The sequence below is a fragment of the Aquiflexum balticum DSM 16537 genome, assembly GCF_900176595.1.
Taxonomy (GTDB): domain Bacteria; phylum Bacteroidota; class Bacteroidia; order Cytophagales; family Cyclobacteriaceae; genus Aquiflexum; species Aquiflexum balticum.
This window is the reverse complement of record NZ_LT838813.1, coordinates 4,395,345-4,417,094: the sequence shown is the minus strand read 5'-3', so window position 1 is coordinate 4,417,094 and position 21,750 is coordinate 4,395,345. Positions and strand designations below refer to the sequence as shown.

14 protein-coding genes are annotated in these 21,750 nt (G+C 39.2%); 6 read left to right on the top strand and 8 right to left on the bottom strand.

Translation table 11 applies throughout. The features are described from left to right. Nucleotides 1-117: 117 nt before the first annotated feature. Nucleotides 118-2,658, bottom strand: a complete 2,541-nt coding sequence (locus tag B9A52_RS18620) for a M14 family zinc carboxypeptidase (protein WP_084121888.1) — start codon at nt 2,656-2,658, stop codon at nt 118-120. Between the two features lie 128 nt (nt 2,659-2,786). Between B9A52_RS18620 and B9A52_RS18615 the strand changes: the two genes are divergently transcribed. Further along, entirely contained in the window at nt 2,787-3,545 is a 759-nt protein-coding gene (locus B9A52_RS18615) for a 3-keto-disaccharide hydrolase (protein ID WP_157370211.1), read from the top strand. A 428-nt stretch (nt 3,546-3,973) separates the two neighbouring features. Here the strand turns inward: B9A52_RS18615 and B9A52_RS18610 are convergent, their stop codons facing one another. From B9A52_RS18610 to B9A52_RS18595, 4 genes are all read right to left on the bottom strand, one after another. Continuing rightward, nucleotides 3,974-4,654 (bottom strand): LytR/AlgR family response regulator transcription factor, encoded by a 681-nt coding sequence (locus tag B9A52_RS18610; RefSeq protein WP_084121887.1) that lies wholly within the window; start codon nt 4,652-4,654, stop codon nt 3,974-3,976. A gap of 273 nt (nt 4,655-4,927) precedes the next feature. After that, on the bottom strand, nt 4,928-6,340 hold the full coding sequence (locus B9A52_RS18605; protein WP_084121886.1) for a sensor histidine kinase: 1,413 nt from the start codon (nt 6,338-6,340) through the stop codon (nt 4,928-4,930). Between the two features lie 292 nt (nt 6,341-6,632). Further along, on the bottom strand, nt 6,633-7,856 hold the full coding sequence (locus B9A52_RS18600) for an Nramp family divalent metal transporter (protein WP_084121885.1): 1,224 nt from the start codon (nt 7,854-7,856) through the stop codon (nt 6,633-6,635). Continuing rightward, nucleotides 7,853-8,875: a DUF2891 domain-containing protein gene (locus tag B9A52_RS18595; RefSeq protein ID WP_231955311.1), complete on the bottom strand. Its 1,023-nt coding sequence runs from the start codon at nt 8,873-8,875 to the stop codon at nt 7,853-7,855. The genes B9A52_RS18600 and B9A52_RS18595 overlap by 4 nt, the downstream gene beginning before the upstream one ends. 286 nt (nt 8,876-9,161) lie before the next feature. On the opposite strand from B9A52_RS18595, the gene B9A52_RS18590 reads away from it, so the two are divergent. From B9A52_RS18590 to B9A52_RS18570, 5 genes are all read left to right on the top strand, one after another. Continuing rightward, nucleotides 9,162-10,175, top strand: coding sequence for an alpha/beta hydrolase (locus B9A52_RS18590; protein WP_084121883.1), 1,014 nt, complete (start codon nt 9,162-9,164; stop codon nt 10,173-10,175). Continuing rightward, entirely contained in the window at nt 10,165-11,415 is a 1,251-nt protein-coding gene (locus B9A52_RS18585) for a DNA recombination protein RmuC (RefSeq protein WP_084121882.1), read from the top strand. The genes B9A52_RS18590 and B9A52_RS18585 overlap by 11 nt, the downstream gene beginning before the upstream one ends. A 48-nt stretch (nt 11,416-11,463) precedes the next feature. Next, on the top strand, nt 11,464-12,126 hold the full coding sequence (locus tag B9A52_RS18580; RefSeq protein WP_084121881.1) for a tetratricopeptide repeat protein: 663 nt from the start codon (nt 11,464-11,466) through the stop codon (nt 12,124-12,126). 102 nt (nt 12,127-12,228) lie between these two features. Then, nucleotides 12,229-13,575 (top strand): Trk system potassium transporter TrkA, encoded by a 1,347-nt coding sequence (gene trkA, locus B9A52_RS18575; protein WP_084121880.1) that lies wholly within the window; start codon nt 12,229-12,231, stop codon nt 13,573-13,575. Between the two features lies 1 nt (nt 13,576). Further along, nucleotides 13,577-15,028 carry a TrkH family potassium uptake protein gene (locus B9A52_RS18570; protein ID WP_084121879.1) on the top strand — a complete coding sequence of 484 codons (1,452 nt, stop codon included), beginning with the start codon at nt 13,577-13,579 and terminating at the stop codon, nt 15,026-15,028. 595 nt (nt 15,029-15,623) lie between these two features. Here B9A52_RS18570 and B9A52_RS18565 read toward each other — a convergent pair. The 3 genes from B9A52_RS18565 to B9A52_RS18555 all read right to left on the bottom strand — a co-directional run bounded on the left by B9A52_RS18565 (nt 15,624) and on the right by B9A52_RS18555 (nt 21,744). Beyond that, a complete protein-coding gene (locus tag B9A52_RS18565) occupies nt 15,624-17,534 on the bottom strand; it encodes a tetratricopeptide repeat-containing sensor histidine kinase (protein WP_084121878.1) in 1,911 nt (636 codons plus the stop codon). A gap of 177 nt (nt 17,535-17,711) precedes the next feature. Beyond that, nucleotides 17,712-20,162, bottom strand: a complete 2,451-nt coding sequence (locus B9A52_RS18560; protein ID WP_084121877.1) for a ligase-associated DNA damage response DEXH box helicase — start codon at nt 20,160-20,162, stop codon at nt 17,712-17,714. Further along, complete coding sequence (locus B9A52_RS18555; RefSeq protein ID WP_084121876.1) at nt 20,152-21,744, bottom strand: ATP-dependent DNA ligase; 1,593 nt, start codon at nt 21,742-21,744, stop codon at nt 20,152-20,154. The genes B9A52_RS18560 and B9A52_RS18555 overlap by 11 nt, the downstream gene beginning before the upstream one ends. Nucleotides 21,745-21,750 lie beyond the last annotated feature (6 nt).

Genomic DNA, 21,750 nt, shown 5'->3' with positions numbered 1-21,750 from the left:
GTGACAAAAGAAAACAAAAGTTAAAAACATCAATTTTTGAATGTTAAATTCTTTTGTTCCCTTTTGTTTCTTTTGTGGTTCATATAAAATTAGATCAAACTTCTTCAGTTTAATCAATCACATCTTATCCCCAAAGAAAACTGCATTAAAGAACAGCTTGTTGGTACCGAACCATGTTCCACGGAAATTGGGGTTGTCGATGAAGTGGATTACCCTTCCCTGACCGACTGTGGAGACTATGACGCTGGCACTTTGCTTCACTTTTTCAAGATTTTCCGGTGAAATGTACCCACCTAATAAAGGATTGGAAGTGTATCTCAAAGGAGTATTTGAAGGGTTTTTGGATGGTTTGAAAAACAGGGTTGAATTTCTATAAACCGGTAACTCATAATTTCTATAGCCAAAACCCAAAGGATGTGTCTTATCCAATTTTGCCAGATAAATACTTCCTCCAATGGCCTGAGCTCCTGCAAAATCCCTTCTTGATCCAAAAGGAAGGAATTCAGGTGATTTTTCATTTTCACTTTTAAGGTATTCTTCTTTGACAATTTCCTGACTTTGAAGCCATTGACTGGCAGAGCGCAATGAAATGACTGTACCGCCTCTTGATAACCAATCCTTTAAATGCGTGATTTGAGCAGCAGATAGAGAAGAGTAATTTCCTGAAGGTAAAATCAAAGTATTGTAGTCATATAAGTTTACTCTTCCAAATAGGCTGATATCTACTTTCGTGATTGGCATACCCACTTTGGTATCCATCAAATGCCAGATTTCACCCGCTTCATTTTGTGAAGTTCCATGACCTACCAGCATCAATACCTTTGGCTGTGAAACTGCTGAGATGTTATTGCTACCTAAATCTATCCCTTTGGTGCTGAATCCGGTGGTGGTGGCATAGACATGTTGCCCTGCTGCTTCCGCTGCAGTTTTCATGGCCGCTTTCATTTCATCTGCAGAAAGTTTTTGAAATGCGGTGGGAATAATTAATGAACCCGCTGGAAATTCCTTAGGACCTTGATCGGTATTTGAAGTAAATGGCAGTGCGGTAGTTTCCACATGAATTCCTGCTTTTTGGATATGGTGAAGGAATTTGGGTGCAAAATAATCCGTCCAATCTACCAAGTAAGCAACATATTTTCCATCTGCAGGAAAGTTCTGATTTTGAGTTGGCAAGGATGAAACTTCAGCACCCGATCCTACCGAAGCCTGCGCGGCATAGGGCATCCCATAAGCCAATGCCATGGTCCAAGCAGAAGCATCATAAAATACCGAATCCGCAAATGTGGTCACTTTCTCAAACATCGATCTAACCATCCTGTATTGGGCTTGGGATGTAGGGACAATCCAGGATTTTCCTTGCTTAAATGACTTTCCTTCTACATTTATATTGGACTCATTTTCAATAACTTTTATTTTATGATCTAAAAGTAACTTTAAAAATAACCTGTTTTTTGATTCATCAAATTCATCTCCAAAAACATAAGCTTTGGCACGGTCTTTTCCAGCTTCGTTTAGTCCTGTCTGGAAAAATTCCCGAAGATAACGGTGCATATATTCCCGTTCTTTCACCCCAGCTTCCATAGTGGCAATCGAGATTTTCAATTGGTTTCTGATGGTAAACTGAAAAGTGATATCACCCCTTTGGGAACTTTGAATATGACCTCTTGAACTGCCTTGTTCAAACACCAACCCCAGGCCGCCCTGAATATCAGGATAGGTGGAACCGTAACCCGGATAACTGTTGTCAAATACCTCTTTGGTCCAATATAAGCTGCCGATGCCATCTAGCGCTTTTGCAAAATAAGTTGCAAACTTATTGTTGATATCCTCATAGTTTTTTCTTGGAACAACAGGATTCTCGCTGCTGAATGGTTTGGTAGGTTCGAAGAAATAAGTACTGTTGGTACCCATTTCATGAAAATCCCCAACCACATTGGGATACCAGGTATGATACCAGGCAATTTTGTTTTGCAATTCCACTTGGGCCAAAGGCAACCAATCCCGGTTCAAATCAAACCAGTAATGGTTTACCCTACCACTTGGCCATATTTCATTGTGTTCCCGGTCCAAAGGATCTGCGACAGGTGGAAAGCCTTTGTGCATATTGGCCCAATTGGTATGTCGGTCCCTGCCATCGGGATTGATGGCAGGATCTATCAAAATCACCGCATTTTCTCTGATTTCTTTGGCCAAATCACTTTGGGATGCCAACAGCCAATAGGCTGTCAGAATCGCTGCTTCCCCGCCCGATGGTTCATTGCCATGAACACTGTAAGCCAAGTTGATGATGGCAGGCATCTTGGCTACATCCGGCATGGGTTGTTTGGGATCTGCCAATTTGATATGGTTGGTCCGGATGTTTTCCAGGTTTTGGATATTTTGATTTTTACTGATGACCAGCACAACCTGAGGCCGAAGTTGATTGGTATGACCTATGGTATGCAGTTCGGCCATGTCGGAGGTTTTGGCCAATTCTTCAAAATAGCCAACTAACCGGTCATATCTGGTATGCCATTCTCCGATATGGTATCCAAAATAAGCATACGGGGAAGGAATTTCAGAGGAAAAGGTTTCCCCAGGAAAGTAATAATCTTTTTGTGCTTTCAACGGGATTATCACCGAAAAGAGCAGGGTCAATAAAAGTATATTTTTTTGCATAGGATTAATTTTTTAGGAATTTAACTGTATGTCAGCAGATGAAAAACCAAAAATCCATCAACGGCTTTTGAAAGCTTATTATTTACTTTAATTTGGTGGATCAATAAAAATTTCAATCCAATAAACCTATGATACAAATCTTTAAAAATTCCTTTATCGTTTTTGCCCTTTTTGCTTCAATGCCACTTTTGGCTCAGCAAAAAGACATCAAATTACCACCGGAAGCAACGGAATTTTGGGAACCTGTTCCAAAGAAAGTAACTCCGGGAACTCAAAATCATCTGCCACCTTCTGATGCCATTGTCCTGTTTGATGGCAATAACCTGAACAATTTTATCAGTGCCCGTACAGGAGGATTTCCTGAGTGGAAAGTTGAGAACGGAGCTTTTACGGTTACTCCAAGAACAGGAGACATACAAACCAAGCAAGGATTTGGAGATATGCAGTTGCATATTGAATGGACGGCACCGACTGTTATTAAAGGTGAAGGTCAGGGCAGAGGAAATTCAGGAATCTTCCTGATGTCTCTTTATGAAGTGCAGGTATTGGATTCCTATGAAAGCAGGACTTATTCCAATGGTCAGGCAGGAAGTATTTACAAGCAGCATCCGCCTTTGGTCAATGCCATGAAAGCACCGGGAGAGTGGAACACCTATGATATTTTCTTTACGGCCCCTAAATTCAATGCCGACGGCATGTTGGTTTCCCCTGCTAAGGTGACCGTGATCCATAATGGCATTCTTGTCCAACACAACACAGAAATCAAAGGCCCCACCGAATATATAGGAATACCAAACTACAAAGCACATCCTGCAGAAATGCCCATCAAACTACAGGATCATGGGGATTTGGTGAGTTATAGGAATATTTGGGTGAGGAAGTTGTAAAATATGTTGGATGTCAGATGACCGATGACAGATGTGGGTCAACTTCATCTTTTATGCCATCTAGATATAGATTAATTTTATTACCGGGTGTAGATTGAATCTACACCTTTTTATTTTGTAGAATTTGTAATTCGAATTACCAAGAATTATCTTTTGAATAGAGCAACGCTATTAAATCGTCCGTACTTACGGTACTTTTGGATCCGTGATATCAATATAATACCGGCAATAAATTACCGGGCTATTATTTCGGTCATGCCTACCTGCGGCAGGAAATCCTACGGCATTTTTTCTTTGCAGGAATGGCTGCTTTTAGAATGACGGAGCCTTCAATCTAAAATCATCAATCTTCCTTTTCTCCCTTCATCCTTTCCCACTTGGCTCACCCCTCTTGGTACATTGTACATGGTACTTGGTACTTTCATCCTTTAAAACCCCTTCACCTTCCCCATCAACTCCTCATAAAAGCTCCCACTGACAGGCACTTGTTTACCTCCCAAAGTAAGTTGGTGCCTTTCGATTTTTTGGATGTGTTGGGTATTGACAATAAAGGAACGGTGGGACTTGACAAAAGAAGAGGGAAGCAGCTTCTCGGTTTCGGATAGGGTCATTCTGGATAGGATTTTTTCCTTGGGCAAGTGAAAACTCACATAGTTGCCATTGGCTTCACAGAACAATAGATCCTCGAAATTGACTTTGATTTGTTCGTAGCCGGTTTTGATAAAAATAGATCCGTTGTTTTGACCATTTTTGAGTTCATTCCATTCCTGTCCTTTTTGACAGGCTTTCAGAAATCTGCTGAGGTTAAATGGTTTCAATAAATAATCCACCGCATCCAACTCAAAACTTTTGACTGCATGTTCTGAATAGGCAGTGGTAAAAATGACCATAGTTTCCTTTGGTATCAGCGTGGCAAGTTCCATCCCCGATATATCCGGCATCTTGATATCCAAAAAAATCAGGTTTACAGGATTTTCTTTCAGGTACTCCAAAGCTTTGATCGCATCTGTAAACGTTGATTTCAAATCCAAAAAAGGAATTTTTGCAGCATGAGACTTTACCACTTCCAAAGCCATCGGTTCATCGTCTATTGCAATTGCGGTTAGCATGGGTTGGTTTTTATTTATTCTGATGAGAAATCAAGTTGAAGTATTATGGAAATAGAATTGAAATAAGGTGGAAATCGTAGCTTAGCGAAGATCCCGAGAGCGAATGCGATTCGGGATAAAGTTGAAATATGGTTGAAATATATAGAAATAATTTCTAGAAATTATGGTGGCAATTCTTTCAAATCAGGTTTGATAAAAGAGAGTAATATCGCCGAAGGCATATTTCAATTATATCGCGAAGCATATATCAATTAAACCTCCCTTAATCGCTAATCAAAGCTTTATACTTAAATGTACAAAATACTCCATCTCATTTTCCCTTATCACCAAGTCATGTTTTCCGGGATAAAGCAGGTCCAGCCTTTGCCTGACATTTTCCAGACCAATGCCACTGGATTTTCTTTCGGGATCATGTTCATCTGAGCGGTGGATACTGTTGTTTACATCTAGGTGAACCGATCCTGCAAGACACCTCAAACTGATTTTTACCCAGGATTTCTTTTGGAGGCTGATGCCGTGTTTGAAGGCATTTTCCACAAAAGGTATCAACAACATCGGGGCAATTTCACCGGAACAGGCATCTTCACCTTTGGAAAAAACAATGTCAATATTTTCCTGTTCTTTGATTCTTAATAATTGCAAATCCACATAGTTGACTAGGTACTCTTTTTCCCGCTCTACAGGGATTTTGTCTTGATTGTTTTCATGAAGCATAAACCGCATCATATCGCCCAACTTCTGTATCCCTTCGGAAGTTCTTTCGGCATTTTCCTGTAAAGCTGTTCCATAGAGCGTATTCAAAGCATTAAAGAGAAAATGTGGGTTGATCTGTGAGCGAAGAAAATCCAGATTAGCATTGGATTGGGTTACTTTGGTGGACAAAGAATTGATTTCTCCAAGATAGGCATCATATTTTTCAAATATCAGATTGGAAGCAGGAACCAAAACCACTGCTACCAAAATCATGGCAGCAAGACCCACAAATGCAGGAGCAAAAGTCCCCACTTGAATGGCTACAATAAGAAAAATCAAGGCAATAGAGAATTCCAATAGGGCCAAAAAATAATTGGCCATTTGTGTTTTCCCCTTTTTTCTATTGCCATAGATCAAAAAGAAGTTAAAGAGAATAATGAATACGATGCTGGGGATTACTACCGCAAAAACCAGGATAATTGGCTTTGTTCCAAACTTTTGGAATTGTATGAGAAACAATATCACGAAAAGGTAAATCGCAAAGAGCCTGATGATATTGAACAGAATATAATTACCCAATCGGGGAGGTGTCAGGATCTGATCGAGAATGTAAGTTAAAAGAAGATAGCCTGCATAAATTGCTATTGCCCCCAAGTAAAACGGCATGAAAAAATCATCTGTGATTTCAGCCCCGGTTGAAAAAGCAACACTGAGTATAAATGACCCAAAGAATAGCAAAGCTAAGAGCAAAGCATATTTCCATGGTTTCCTTTCCCTTGAATATCCCGGAATGATTTTCATGTGGATAAAATAAAAGGACAGGAAGTGGATGACCGGAATAAAGAGCTTTGCAAAATAATCGGCTATCTGCTGGTCTGTGGGTTTGTAATAAATAAAACCTGCGTTCAGAATATTGATCAGAATGATAGAAAGGAAAACCAAGGTGACAATCCACCATTCAATTTGTCTAAAAGGTAAAGGGGAATCTTTCATAAGGAATATAAATATCTGTTGATTTTGGAAAACATTTAGGATTTTTTATGATGTGTAGATTCAAAGACTTCGGAATTTTGTCTATTCTCATTTTTTTGTTGACCCATACTCCAAAGGTTGTAAATCAGGGCCAGCAAAATCAAAATGTAAAAAGGTCTTTTGTTTTTCATCACTAAGAATTTGAATACCTGACAAGATTAGGCCACAGGCAATCAATAGGCAAAAATATGTGACGAAGCTTTGTTATTTAGGGATGGATTTAATTGAAGTATCCTTAAAATGATAAAAAAAATCAAATCCAACCCATCACCTTGCTTACACTCATACCACCTAACAAAAATGTAATCAGCCATATGCCGGTTCCCAAAACATTTAGCCACAAATTGTTTTGATGAGATTTCATCACTGATTTTTTATTCACCAGCCAAAGTATATACGCACTTAATAAGGGAAGCAAAATTCCATTGGCCAATTGGGCGAAGGTAATCAACTGAACAGGTTTGATCCCCATTGAAGAAAAAAATAAACCCAATCCCAAAATAAAGATGATACTGATCCGCATGGGCATTTTACGGATATCATTGGACCAACCAAAACAATCGACCACTACCAATGAACCCGCTAAAGGTGCGGTTATTGCAGAAGTAATACCTGCTGCAAATAAACCAAAAGCGATAAAATACTTGGCAGCAACTCCCATAATCGGCTCCAGACCAATTGCCAAATCTGCGGCATTATTGACATCCATGGCTGCTCCTGAAGCAGAAGTAATGATGATGGCCATGGAAACCAATCCTCCCAAGACAACTGCTACCATGGTATCCACCCTAACATATTTCAAATCTTCCATTTTGGTCCATCGTTTGGCTACCAAAGAAGAATGAAGAAAAAGGTTGTAGGGAACAACTGTGGTTCCGATCAATGCTACAATGGTGAGGATATTGGTTGCATCGATTTTAGGGATGAACCCTTCAAAAATTGATATAACAGATGGTTGTACCCAAATGGCACTTGCCAGAAAAGCGAGGCTCATCATAATCACCAATAGGGTCAAAAATCCCGCTATTTTTGAATAACTGCCACTCATCAACAGTATCAATGCGATCAAGCCAATGCTCAGATTCAATAAGTTGAGTTCCAATTGACCCAAAGTCAAAACAGGCAAATTGACCAATAAATCAGCTCCCATGGCACCTCCGGTGATGTTTCCGGCTTCATAGGCGGCATTGCCCAAAACGATAGCTAGTAGAATTAAAAATAGAGAAAAGTATCGAAGCAGACCTTTTTTCAAGGTTTGGGATATGACTGCTGCCAGTCCTTTTTGAGTGATCAAACCGATCCTTGCTGACATTTCCTGAAGCACGATGGTGGCGATAATGGAAAGACCCAAAGCCCAAAGCAAGTCATAACCAAATTTGACTCCTGCCAAAGTGCAGACTGTCACTGTACCCGGACCAATAAAAGCTGCAGCGATCAGAGGACCTGGCCCGATATATTTTTTCCAGTCAGATTTCATGGAGCCTGTTGAAGGGCGTAAATGGCAAAACTTCCCAACCAATGGGTCCCTTCATAATTATCATCTACAATGGATGGCAGTGAATAATCAATATGCTCATTGGCAATTTTCATCAAGTGACCATATTCTTCCGGAAAGTCTTTGATGAGTCCATACAATACCCAAGCTCTGCTGAAATTCAATCCATCCAAGTGCACCAATTTACCATCGGTTCTATCGCTGACCTTTCCTGGTTCAAGACTGAAATCATTTGTGGACAATTCGGGCATAAAAGCCCCAAGCCAGATTTTGAAAGCGTCCTTATCCAATACTTTTCTCATGATATCCAATTCCTGAAAACAAGGAGAAAGAAAATCAAAACCTGATGGTTCCCATTCTAAAGGGCAATTTGCATCCTTTTCAAACCAATCCATCGCTCTTGATTTGATCAGGTTTTTCAAGGCTGAATTTTCAAGGGTAAGGGCATAATCGTAAGCCAAAGACAAACCAAAAGCTATATTTGAATGCTCGCCGACCCTTATCGGGTAAATCAGTTTGGGTAAAAATTCCAGATATTTCTCTACCATCAAATCAGTAAGAGGTTGTAGGTTATTCTCCAGTTCCCTTGCCAAAGGATCATCCCAAAGATGGATTTCTTCGGCCAGTTTCAATACCCAAGCCCAACCATAAGTTCTTTCAAAACTCGAATTTTGGGGCATTGAAAAATAATCCACCTCAGTTTGGATATTGGATAAACTGAGGTTTTCACTGAGCTTTTGTCTGATTTCAGCAGCATTCTCCAACTCAGGAAACTGTCGCAACAGACTGACCAACATCCAATGTCCGTGAACACTTGAATGCCAGTCAAAACAACCATAAAATGCAGTATGCAGGGCTTTCGGACCTTTCAGATAAGTTTCATTTTCAAGCGTTTGATTAAGTTTGTTTGGGTATTCCACTTGCATACAATGCAAAGGCAATTTGGCCAATCGGTTGGCTTCCTGCAATGTTAATCTGATCGGTTGTTCAATTTCCGTCATATCATTTTTGCAACTTATCAGGGTGAGAGTGAAAATAATCAGTAGACTTTCTATCCAGTTTTTGGTCATATGCTAAACATTTGTTGTCAATATAAGGATATTGTCCAAACAGAGGAAAACTTGCTTCATTATAGATAATCACACAGGGAATTTAATCTGAACCACAAAAGAAACAAAAGGGAACAAAAGAATATATTCAGTATCTTTTGTCTTCTTTTATCACTTTTGTGGTCCCATCATTTTTTTAAATTCATATATTTCAATATTGGTTTCTTATTTCCTAAAAATGAAAAAAATATTCCTCAAGACCTTACTCGTTCTTCTTTCAATCATTTTCTTGATCCTAGTATTGTTGCTGCTCAGCTACAGAGGAGACCTTCCCTTGGAAAGATTGACTGCTGATTATACCGATGAAAACTCTTATTTTCTCAAGGTGGATGGCATCAATGTACATGTTAAAGTCAAAGGTTCCGGTGAACCGATATTTCTGATCCATGGGAGTTTTTCTTCTTTGCATACTTGGGAAGAATGGGAAAAGGAACTCAATCCGTTTTTTATGACCATTTCCATGGATTTGCCGGGACATGGGCTTACCGGTCCGGATGACATGAAGCGATATGGGATGATGGATTATGCAGACCTGATCTTCGGAATTGCAGATCAATTGGGATTGCAGGAATTCCACGTTGCAGGAAATAGTATGGGTGGAGGAGTTGCCCTGATTATGGCTTCCGAGCATCCCGAGCGGATTTTGAGCCTCAATCTTATTGATTCGTCAGGTGCACCACCTAAAACTGTGTCAGATACAACGAGAGCAAAATCTTATAATTCTGGAGCATTTATTTTTAAAGTTGCCCAAAATCCTATTTTCAATAAATTACTGTTGAAGTGCACTCCAAAAACTGTCTTCAAAATGAATCTGAAACAGGTCTTTTATGATTCCGAAAAAATCACCGATGAAATGGTTACGAGGTATTATCATTTACTCAGGAGAGAAGGAAACCGAAGGGCGACTTTGGACAGGCTTACAGTGAGAAGACCTTATAAAGTGGATTTTGACAAGTTGAATATGCCTGTACTGATCATGTGGGGTGCCCATGACAATTGGATTCCTTTGAGCAATGGAGAGCGATTGGCAGCAGCTATTCCTGGTTCAAAGCTTAAGGTTTTTGATAATGCAGGACATGTACCGATGGAAGAAATTCCGACTGAGACTGTCATAGAATATTTGGCATTTTTGGGGATAAAGGTGGATATGGATTACCTTTCCACTCCCAAATTCTTCAGCCATGTACAATGACCTTTTATTGATTTCCTTACTTTTTCTTCAATTTTTGTTGATTATCTATCTGGTTTTTCAGAGCCGGAGTAAAGACAATTCCGCGGGTGAAAGGGAAAAGGAACTTTTAGCCTTAAAAAGTGAAATCGGACAACAGATGCAAGCCAATAGAACTGAGATCCAATCAGGACTTTTGCAGCAATTTGGTTTGTTGTTCGATTCTTTACGGGCCAATTCCAAAGAGCAGTCTGAGGTTTTGAAGGATTTTGGAAAACTTTTCCGCGAAAATGTCAAGGAATTCAATGATCTGCAGCGGGAAAAATTTCAGGATTTGATATTTAAGCAGGAACGCATGTTGGCCTCTACGGAAGAGCGCTTGGACAAAATGCGTGAGACGGTAGATGAAAAATTACAAAAGACCTTGGAAGCCAGATTGGGACAATCTTTTGAACTTGTCAGCAAACAGCTATTGGCTGTTCAGAAAGGCTTGGGTGAAATGCAACATTTGGCTACAGGAGTAGGGGACTTAAAGCGGGTTTTGAGTAACGTTAAAAGCAGGGGAGTTTTGGGTGAGTACCAATTGCAGGGAATATTGGAAAATGTGCTCTCACCGGATCAATATGCCTTTAACGTCGCTGTAAAAAGCGGGAACGCTGAGAGGGTGGAGTTTGCCATCAAAATGCCCGGAAGTCAGGAAGATGGGCCTGTGTATCTTCCCATTGACGCCAAATTTCCTCAGGAGACCTATTCCAGATTATTGGATGCTTATGATGTGGGGGATAAGGTTTTGATTGAATTGGCAAGACAGGAATTGTTCAAAGCCATCAAAAAAGCAGCAATGGACATCAGTCAAAAGTACCTGCACCCACCACATACCACAGATTTCGCGCTTTTATTCTTACCTATGGAAAGTCTATATGCAGAGATTGTCAGGGACCCTGCTTTGGCCCAGTCCTTACAACGGGATTATAAGGTAGTAGTTACCGGCCCCACTACTTTGGCAGCCATGTTGAACAGCCTACAAATGGGATTCAGGACCTTGGCCATCCAACAGAGAAGTTCTGAGGTATGGAAAGTTTTGGGAGCAGTGAAAAGTGAGTTTTCCAAATTCGGGGATCTTATCAGCAAAGCCCAAAAGAAAATTTTAGAAGGCCACAATGACCTTGATGTATTGGTCGGTACAAGAACCAGGGTAATCCAAAGAAAACTCAAAGAAGTAGAGGAACTACCTGAGGAAGAGGGTAAAAAACTATTGGACTAATTGGTAAGGTTGGTCTGATTCTTTAGATTTGTGGCATTAGTTTCAAATATGATCAAACTCAATCTTTCCTTTTTCTTTTTGATTTTTCCTTTGGTTGCACATTCTCAGATGATTTATGATGTGGATTCTGAGGTCAGAGAAAACTCCATAGTCATCAATAAGGTAGCCATGGAGATGATTGAAGACGAAAACTACGAAAAGGCAGCAAATTTAATGGAATTGGTCATTAAGGATGACCCCACTTTTCATCCGGCCTATCTGAATTTTTATAGGGCGGGAAGTCAGGTAGCATCAAAAAAAGAAAAAGTAATCCAAACGCTGAGGGAAGGGCTCAAGATTTTTGAGGAAGATGATGAGATGTCGTATTATTTGGGGAATATCCTTCAAAGAGAAAATAGGATTGAAGAAGCTATTAAGGCTTACTCTGATGCCATTGATTATAGTAAAATAAATGGGGAAGATTATCCTTTGGTCTGGGCTTATCATTTTAACAGGGGCAACTGTTTCCTAAAATCCAATCAGTTTAATAAAGCTATTCCGGATTATAGCTATGCTTTGAGTTTGAGCCCGGATAATCCTGATATTCTGACCAATAGGGGTTTTTGTTATTATAAAACAAAACAGAAATCTGAAGCTTGTTTGGATTGGAATGAAGCAGTAAGATTTGGCAACAAAAATTCCAGCAAGTATATACAGTCGTTTTGCCAATAAATATTGATGATTCTTATTGCAGTTAGTTACAAAACACCCTACCTTTTGCCCGATTTAAAAATCACCTGTATTTAAGTCCGGTTTATCCGTAAAATTTTAATTATGGCAATGAATATCGTCATAGCTGGAGCGGGAGATATGGGGTACCATTTGGCCCGACAGCTAAGTTTTGAAAATAAAGACATCATCCTGATTGATTTGGATAAAGATGCTCTTGACTATGCCTCTTCACATTTGGATGTCATGACCATTATGGGTGATGCCACTTCTCTGGAAATACTCAAGAGCGCCAATGTCAGAGAAGCCCATATGTTTATGGCGGTGACTACGTCTGAAAAAACCAATTTGCTGGCTGCTACTCTAGCGAAGCAACTAGGCGCCAACAGGGTGATTGCAAGGGTGAGAAACCATGATTACTTGAATCCGGAAAACGAAATTTATTTCAAGAATATCGGAATCGACAATATCATTTCCCCCAGTATGCTCTGCAGTGGGGAGATTTTTAATATGGTTAAAAATTCCACCTTTACCGATGTTTTTGAGTTCGAAGGCGGAAAATTGAATGTTGTGGGAATCACCTTGGATCAATTCAGTACGATGGTCAATAAAAGAATCTCAGATATGAGAGAAAACCCGATTTTTGAAGATATCAAAATCATTGCTATAGTCAGGGATCAGATGACCATTATTCCGAGAGGAAATACCATCATCAGAAATAATGACCATGTATTTTTCATTTCAAACAAGAAAGCAGTAGAGTCAATCATCGAACTATTGGGCCAAAGAAAAGTCACCATCAAAAATATCATGATTATTGGTGGAGATGACTTGGCATACACCACAGCCCGAAAACTTGAGGACGAATATCGGGTCACCTTGATACATAAAGACAAAGAAAGATGTAAATGGCTTTCGGAAAGATTGGACAATACACTGGTAATCAATGGAGACTATAAAAATATTGAACTTTTGATTGAAGAGGGTTTGGAAGAAATGGAGGCCTTTATTTCATTGACTGAATCTTCTGAAACAAATATCATCACCTCCCTGAGTGCCAAAAACCATGGTGTATATAAAACCATCGCTCATGTAGATACAAGAGAATACATTCATATTTCCCATAGTATCGGTGTGGATTCATTGATCAACAAAAAACTTGTTGCAGCCAATCAGGTAACAAGATTTTTAAGAAAAGGGAATGTGGAAGCTATTTCAGGTATATATGGTGTTGACGCGGAATTTATCCAATATGTGATCACCAAAACCAATAGGGTGACCAAGAAAGCCTTGAAAGACCTGCATTTCCCTGATTCTGCAATAGTAGCAGGAGTTATCCGAGGGGAGAAGGTTTTTATTCCAGATGGAGATTTTGTTTTACAGCTGAATGACAAAGCAATCGTAATGGCACTACCTGAGGCAAAAATTCCATTAGAGAAACTGTTCCATTAATATGATTCACTTCAAGGCGATTGGAAAAATAATGGGGGCATTGCTAATGCTTTTTGCCCTGTTGATGCTTCCCGGTGTCGGCTTTGCTTATTATTTTGAAAGCGGAGATGAAATGTCATTGGTATCAGCTATTGTGGTGACTTTTATTGTTGGTCTCCTTTTATTTTTTTCCTTCTCCAAACAGGATCAAAATATTAGAAAACGAGAGGGGTATTTGATTGTCTCCACAAGTTGGATTTTGATGTCCATGTTTGGGATGTTGCCATATTTATTCAGTGGCACATTTACAAGCTTCAGTGATGCCATATTTGAAACTATTTCAGGTCTTACTACTACCGGTGCCACTGTTCTTACAGATATCGAAGTTACTCCCAAAGGGATTCTTTTTTGGAGAAGTATGACACAATGGATTGGTGGTTTGGGTATCATAGTTTTAACTGTAGCTATATTTCCCCTTTTGGGTATTGGCGGTATTGAGCTATTTGTAGCCGAATCACCTGGACCGACCTCTGATAAATTACATCCCAGGATAAGAGAAACCGCAAAAAGGCTATGGTATGTTTATTTGGGACTTACCATCACTGCAGGTTTATTATATTTTATAGGGGGGATGACTTTTTACGATGCTGTCAATCATGCTTTGACAACGATGGCTACGGGTGGATTTTCTACCAAAAATGCCAGTATGGCATATTATACATCTCCGTTTATCCAATATACAGCAATACTTTTTATGTTTTTGGCGGGCACAAATTTCACAGTCATTTATTTTGGCCTGACGGGCAAGTTTGAACGGGTATGGAAATCTGATGAGTTTAAAGCTTACGCAACCGTAATTTTGGTCTTTGCTATACTCCTTTCCTTTCCAATTTTCCATTATTCAGATCAAAACTATGAAAAGGCATTTAGAGATACGCTTTTCCAGGTAGTTTCATTGATTACAACGACAGGGTATGTCACGGCCGATTATACATCCTATCATATTGGTCTTACTTTGGTTTTCTTTATGTTGTTGTTTTTTGGAGGTTCGGCGGGTTCTACCAGCGGTGGAATAAAATTTGTCAGACACCTTACTTTTGTCAAAAATTCCTGGTTGGAATTCAAAAGAATTGTACATCCGAGGGCAGTTGTCCCACTCAAAATAAACGGAGATAGAGTCACAGGAAAAATCATTACCCACATTATGAATTTTCTTTTGATTTATCTCATGATTTTTGTGTTGGGTTCAATTGTAATGGCGCTGATGGGATATGATATTCTGACTTCTTTTGGTGCTGTAGCCACATGCCTTGGAAACGTAGGTCCTGCGATTGGAAAAGTTGGGCCAATGGATAATTTTTCGTTCTTCAGTGGACCCGCCAAAATCTTCCTTTCCTTTCTGATGCTTCTGGGAAGACTAGAACTTTTTACTATCCTGATTTTGTTCACCCCGTATTTTTGGAGGGCGAATTAAATTTTTATGGAAATACGCTTCTTTGCCAGTAACCCTATACTCTTCTTCAATCGGGACGGAAGACCGAAGTCAGAAGACCGATGTTTCGGGCATTTCAGTCCTAAGACGAGAATTAACATAGATGTCCAATCTACTAGAATAATTGCGTACATACATATAAATTTTTTAACAAGCGGGATTATCTATAATTCTGCTAATAAATTGATTTCATGCTGAATTATTTCTCTTCGGATATTAGTAGATACCTTCCCTTCTGGAGGCGGGTTTGATATTCTTAGATCTGGATGAGCAGGGAGAATTATTAAAGTACATTTCAATTTAAGATCAAAAAGTTATCCATAATTATTTGATTTACCCCAAGTCCCTTTAGGGACAAGATATGGGTAGAAAAAAAGTTTTCAGGTAGCTACCCGTGCCTTTAGGTACGGAATATATATTGTACCCGCCTACCGGACGGGCAGGCCTAAAGGAACAACAGACTTAAATTAATCTTTTTTTTATCTATATGATGTCCCCCGAAAGCATCGGGATCTTCGACCTAAAAGGACTTTGTAAAAATTAGATTTTGAATTTTAAAGAATCCAATCAAAAAGTACTACATCTTTGGCAAAGTAAAACAGAATGTAGAACCCATTCCCAAGGTACTTTCAGCCCAAATCTCACCCTTATTTTTTTGTACAAGTTCTTTGGTCAAAATAAGACCAAGTCCTGTTCCCTTTTCCTGATGGGTTCCGTTGGTAGAATGAAAATCCTTTCCAAAAAGTTTTTTAAGACCTTCTTCCGAAATCCCGGTGCCCTGATCTGAAACACAAACGGTGTACACATTGTCTGATTCTTTGATATCCACAATAATTTGATCACCTTCTTTTGTGAATTTCAGGGCATTGGTCAAGAGGTTTCTGAATACAATATCAATCATGTTTTTGTCGGCTTCTACTTCAATGTTTTCTGCAACATAATTTTCAACAACCTGCCCTTTATAAAAACCTGAACTCAAAAGGAAACGGATATTCTCTTCTACCAGTTTAAACAGATTAATTCTGGAAATTTGAACATTCATTCCTTTCATTTGGCTTCTTGACCAAATCAGTAGATTTTCAAGTAGAATGGAGTTGTTTCCAAGATTTTGCGAAAGGATAGGTAAATACTCTTCAAATTCACTTTGAGTCAAATTTTCCTCATCAATCAATTTTATCATGCCCCACAAGGAATCCATTGGGGCCTTTAAGTCATGTGCTAAGATTGAGAAAATTTTATCTTTGACAATATTCAATCTATCCAGTTCATTAGCTTGGGCTTCTATCTGTTTCTGCTTTTCTTTTAATTGGATTAAATTCTCTTTTTGTTTGAGGTAATACCTATAATAAATTGAAAAAGCGACAAACATCGCAAAAGCCAACAAAAACAAAACGATGGAAAGGTAAAACTTAAATCTGTCATTGATTTCCATCAATTCCTTTTCCCTTTGTAAGCTTGCAATTTCATCCCTCTGTTTTTTGATGGTAAGCCCTGCTAAGTAATTTTTGGTTTTGATTTCATTAAGTCTGTTTCTTTCAGATTCCAAAAGGCTCAAATATTTTTTTGATTCAATGGTATTTCCTCTATCAAAAAAATATTGATACATCATCTGATAGATTTCAATTATTGATTCTGAAAACGGTTTTTCATCATGAAGCACCATCGCTTCTTTAGCGTAAGTGACAGCTTGTGAAAACCTGTACGTTTTCAATTTTAATTCCACCAGTTTTTCAAGTGCATTGATGGCCCTGATTTTATCATTGGCCATCCCGTAATCATAAAGGTTCATGATGTCAGGTTCTGCATTTGCATAATCCCCCATGGACATGAGGATGTCTGCCCTGTTGAATTTTGAAACAGTCAGCTGTCTTTCATTGCCAAGTTCTTCACGGATTTTAATGGCTTTGTTAATGGTTTCCAGTGCTTGTTCAAAATCCCGTATCTCAGCCAGTACAAGACTCATTCCATTGTAATTGTAGGCCAATCCTTCCTTATCCCCGATTTCAAGGAATTTTTTTTCTGCCTCGAGGTAATAATTCAATGACTCCTGAAACTGATCTTGATAAAAAAATATCTGCCCAATATTATTCAGTGAATGACCGATCTGCACAGGAATATCGGCATTTTTACTGATGCTCAACGCTTCTTCATATAGTTTCAATGCCTCTTCCTGAAGATTCATATTCCTATAATAGACTCCAAGTCTATTGAGATTTTGGGCTTCTAGCTCGGCGTCTCCGACCAATCTAGCTAACCTTATGGCTTCGGGATAGTATTTTTGAGCAGAATCGGTGTAATGAATTACTCTTACCAATTGGGATATAAGGTCAAGTTTCAACCTATCACTTTTTGCATTTTGGTATTGCGCTAGAATATTTTCAGCTTTTTGACTGACGTCAAAGCTTTGGGATACTAGGCTTTCATTTCTAAAAGCAAAAATCAAAAACAATAAAAGGAGAAATTTGACTTTAATGGTTAAGTTGTACATCAATACAATAATTCTTTTTTTCAAATCGATCCGAAAATATGCCTTAGTTTGGCAATATCAAAATAAAAAATAAAACAATTTCTAGTTCAAAATTCAAACAGCAAGTACCAGTATTTGAAATAAAAAATTTACGATTTATCAATTAAAAACACCTTAAAAAAATAATTTCAGTATTTATTAATCTTCCAAAAAAGCCCTCATTTTGGCGATTCTGTCTTCCAGAGATTCTGAAGTAAGTGTTGCCCTCAGGCGGTCGACCATAATGGGAAATGAAAAAGGAGTGAACTGTCCAGGTGATTTTAGAATTATCTGTTGTTTGTTTATTTTTTGAATAGCTTCAAGGATTTTGTTTTTTTCCATCTGCATATTCAAAACCTCATGATGGGCCTGTCTCAACAGCAGGTTGTCCGGATCATAATCTTCAAAAACACCATACAAAATTCCCGAATTTGCCTGAAGATGTTTGAATTTTACCTGCTTTCCGGGAAATCCCTGGAAAATCAAACCTGCTATAGTAGCTACGTCCCTGAACTTCCTTTTGGCCATTTCACTTTCATTGATGCAGGAGATGATATCCTCTGCCAGATTTTTTTCGGTGAATAAATCTTCTTCCAAAAGATCTTCTATAGGAATAGGAACATCCGAGAGTAATTCAAACCCATAATCATTCATGGCAATACTTAAGCTGATAGGGTAGCTGACCGAAATCCTATAGGCTATCAATGCCCCGAGAATTTCATGAACCAACCTACCTTCAAAAGGATAGAAAAAAACATGATAGCCGTCTTTGGAAATATTCTTTTCAATCAAAAAGGTATTTCTATCGGGAATCAAAGACAACCTATTTTGAAGTTGAAGTAAAGGCGAAACATAAACAGCCTCCCCGGAGGCAAAAATACCCTTATCGGCATCCTCTAATATCTCCCGGATCTTTGTAGCAAGTTTGGATGTCAAAGAAATTCTTCCACCCATATAGGAAGGAGTGTTGCTGCTTTTCTTTTTGGAAAGTTGGACGATGGCACTCATTTCCCTTATGGCTACAAATTCCAGGTTTCTCCCTGAAAAAAAGAAGCGGTCGCCAGGTTTTAACTTTGAAAAAAAATATTCCTCAATCATTCCAAGGTAAGTACCGTTTTTGAATCGCACTTTCAACATGGGGTCACTGACGATTGTACCCATGGAAAGCCTGTGGCGCATGGCGGCTTTTATGTCTTTGATTCGAAAAACTCCCTCTTCATCTGCTTCAACCTTTGAAAATTCCTCATATCCACTCAAAGAACTTCCGCCCTTTGTAATAAATGAAATGGTCCAGTCAAATTCCTCTGGGGTCAGATTTTTAAATGAATAAGTATTTTTGACAATAGAAAAAAGGGCCTCTGGTTTAAATCCTTCACCAACAGCAATTGTGACCAGAAACTGAATTAAGACATCAAAAGCCAGTTGTGGAGAATGGATGTTTTCCATTTCACCATTATCAATGGCACTTCTTAATGCAGCAGCTTCAATCAATTCCAATGAATGGGTTGGTACAAAATATATCTCGCTTGGCATTCCCGGTTGATGTCCCGAGCGACCTGCCCTTTGTACAAATCTTGCAACACCTTTTGGACTTCCAACCTGAATCACCGCATCTACAGGCCTGAAATCCACTCCCAAGTCCAAGCTAGAGGTGCAGACTACACATTTTAACTTTCCATGGTGAAGGGCATCTTCAACCCAAGTCCGAACCTGTTGGTCCAAAGAACCATGATGCATGGCTATCCATCCGGCCCAATCAGGTCTTTCTTCCATGATTTGTTGATACCAAATTTCGGTTTGTGCTCGGGTATTGGTAAACAACAAAAGGGACTGATGCTTTTCTATTACATCAATGACCTTGTCAATCAACTTCAAACCCAAGTGACCTGACCAGGGATATTTCTCCAACTCATCTGGATAAACAGTTTTCAGCCGAATGTTTTTCTTGATTTGGGATCGAACGATATGAACCGGGATATTCTCACCCAATAGAATAGCGGCAGCTTCTTCTAAATTCCCAATAGTAGCAGATATCCCCCAAGTTCTGATCGGATTAATTGAGATACTTTGAATATAACTCAAAGCCAGTTGAACCTGGACTCCTCGTTTATTTCCCACCAATTCATGCCATTCATCAATTACAATGGTTTTGAGATTTTGAAAGATCAGCGAATTGTCTTTTTGTGCAAGAAGGATATGTAGGGTTTCAGGTGTAGTGACCAGACATTCCGGGGGATTTTTAAATTGTGATTGTTTGGTTTTGCTGTCGGTGTCACCATTTCTCACGGCGACTTTCCAAGGAAGCCCAATTTGGTCACAGACTTCCTGCATAGCCTTTTGGATGTCCTGTGCAAGTGCTCTTAAAGGCGTAACCCAAATCAATTGAATTCCGGATTTTTGAGGTTTTCTCCAATCATGGGGATGATTTCGGATGTATTCCAGGATCACAGGAAACCATAATGCAAATGTTTTCCCGCTTCCGGTAGGGGCATTAAGCAGTCCTGATTTTCCTGCCAGATAATCATTCCAGGTTTGGACTTGGAATTCAAAGGGTTTCCACCCTTTCTCAGAAAAATAGTTGAAAGCAATTTCTTGGATATTATCCTCCATATACTAAAAGTAAAGCTTTTAATTCATCCAAAGTATTGGCTTCCTCAATTGGTTTGTCCTTCCTCCATCTTTGAATTCTGGGAAAACGTAGTGCAATTCCTGACTTATGGCGGGGACTTTCCTGAATGCCTTCAAAAGCGATTTCAAAAACCAAACCTGGTTTGACCGTGCGGACAGGGCCGAATCTTTCTTTGGTATTTTGTTTGACATATTTGTCTACCTCTTTGATTTCAGCATCAGTGAGACCGGAATAAGCTTTAGCGAAGGGGACAAGCATTTCTCCTTCCCAAACAGCCAAAGTATAATCTGAATATAAGTTTGCCCTTCTGCCGTGTCCTTTTTGGGCGTAAATCATCACACCATCTATTGTCAAAGGTTCAATTTTCCATTTCCACCAATGCCCACGCTTCCTTCCCACTTCATAGGGAGAATTTTTTCGCTTAAGCATAAAGCCTTCTGCCATCATTTCCCTGGATTTGGAATGAAGCTGCTGAAGTTCTGCCCAGTTTTCAGAAGTTACCAAAGGTGAAAGCTTCAGTTTTCTGTTTTCGATGTGAAGGGCAATTTCTTCCAGCTTTTTTCTTCTTTGACTTAAAGTCAATGTTCTGAGGTCATGGCCGTTTAATTCCAACAAGTCATAAGCAATAAAACTCACCGGTGCCTCGCGAAGTACTTTGTTGGTGATGTTTTTTCTTCCGATTCGGGTTTGTAATATCGAGAAAGACAGAGGCCCATTATCTCCAAAAGATAGTATTTCACCATCCAATACGCTGTTTTCAGGGAGGAGGGAAGCCATATCCAGCAATTCAGGGAATTTTTCTGTGACCAATTCTTCGCCTCTTGACCAAATAAAAATCTGCCCCCTTCTATTGATAATCTGACCTCTTATACCATCCCATTTCCATTCTATCTGCCAATCTTCAATTTGTCCGAGTTCTTCTAAAACTCTGTCAATGGGATGTGCAAGAAAGAAGGGATATGGTCTGGAAAGATCATCGGAAATATTTTTTGATTGGATCAACTCTTGGAAAGTGATTTTTCCCGGTTGCCAATCTCCCATAATCCTGTGGGCAACTTCTGTCTTTTTCATTTCAAATGCATCTGCCACAGCTTGAGTGATCAGATTTTGACTTACACCGACCCGAAATCCTCCGGTAATTATTTTGGTGAAGATAAACCGTTCATCTTTATCCATTACATCCCATGCATAAAGGATTTTTTTCTTTTTTTCGGCTTCATCTGATTTTTCCATATCTACCAGATAATTGATCCAATAGCTCAGAGAACGGTCATCAGTTTTTGTTTTCAAGGGTAAAAGAAGTGACAACGTTTCGGCTAAATCTCCAACTGTCTGATAGGACTCTTCAAATAACCAATCGGGTATTCCTGCCAATTCGCAGCACCATTGTCTCAGTAACTTTGTATTTACTTGTCTTTTGGGTCTTTTGTGGGTAAACAAGGCAATCGTCCAGAGTCTGTCCTCATCCTGTGCATATTGGAAATAATTTTTGAGCGCTTCAAGCTTATCAGAAATTTTATTGCTTTGATCCAGAGAAGTAAAAAGATCTGCAAATTGCTTCATTTATCG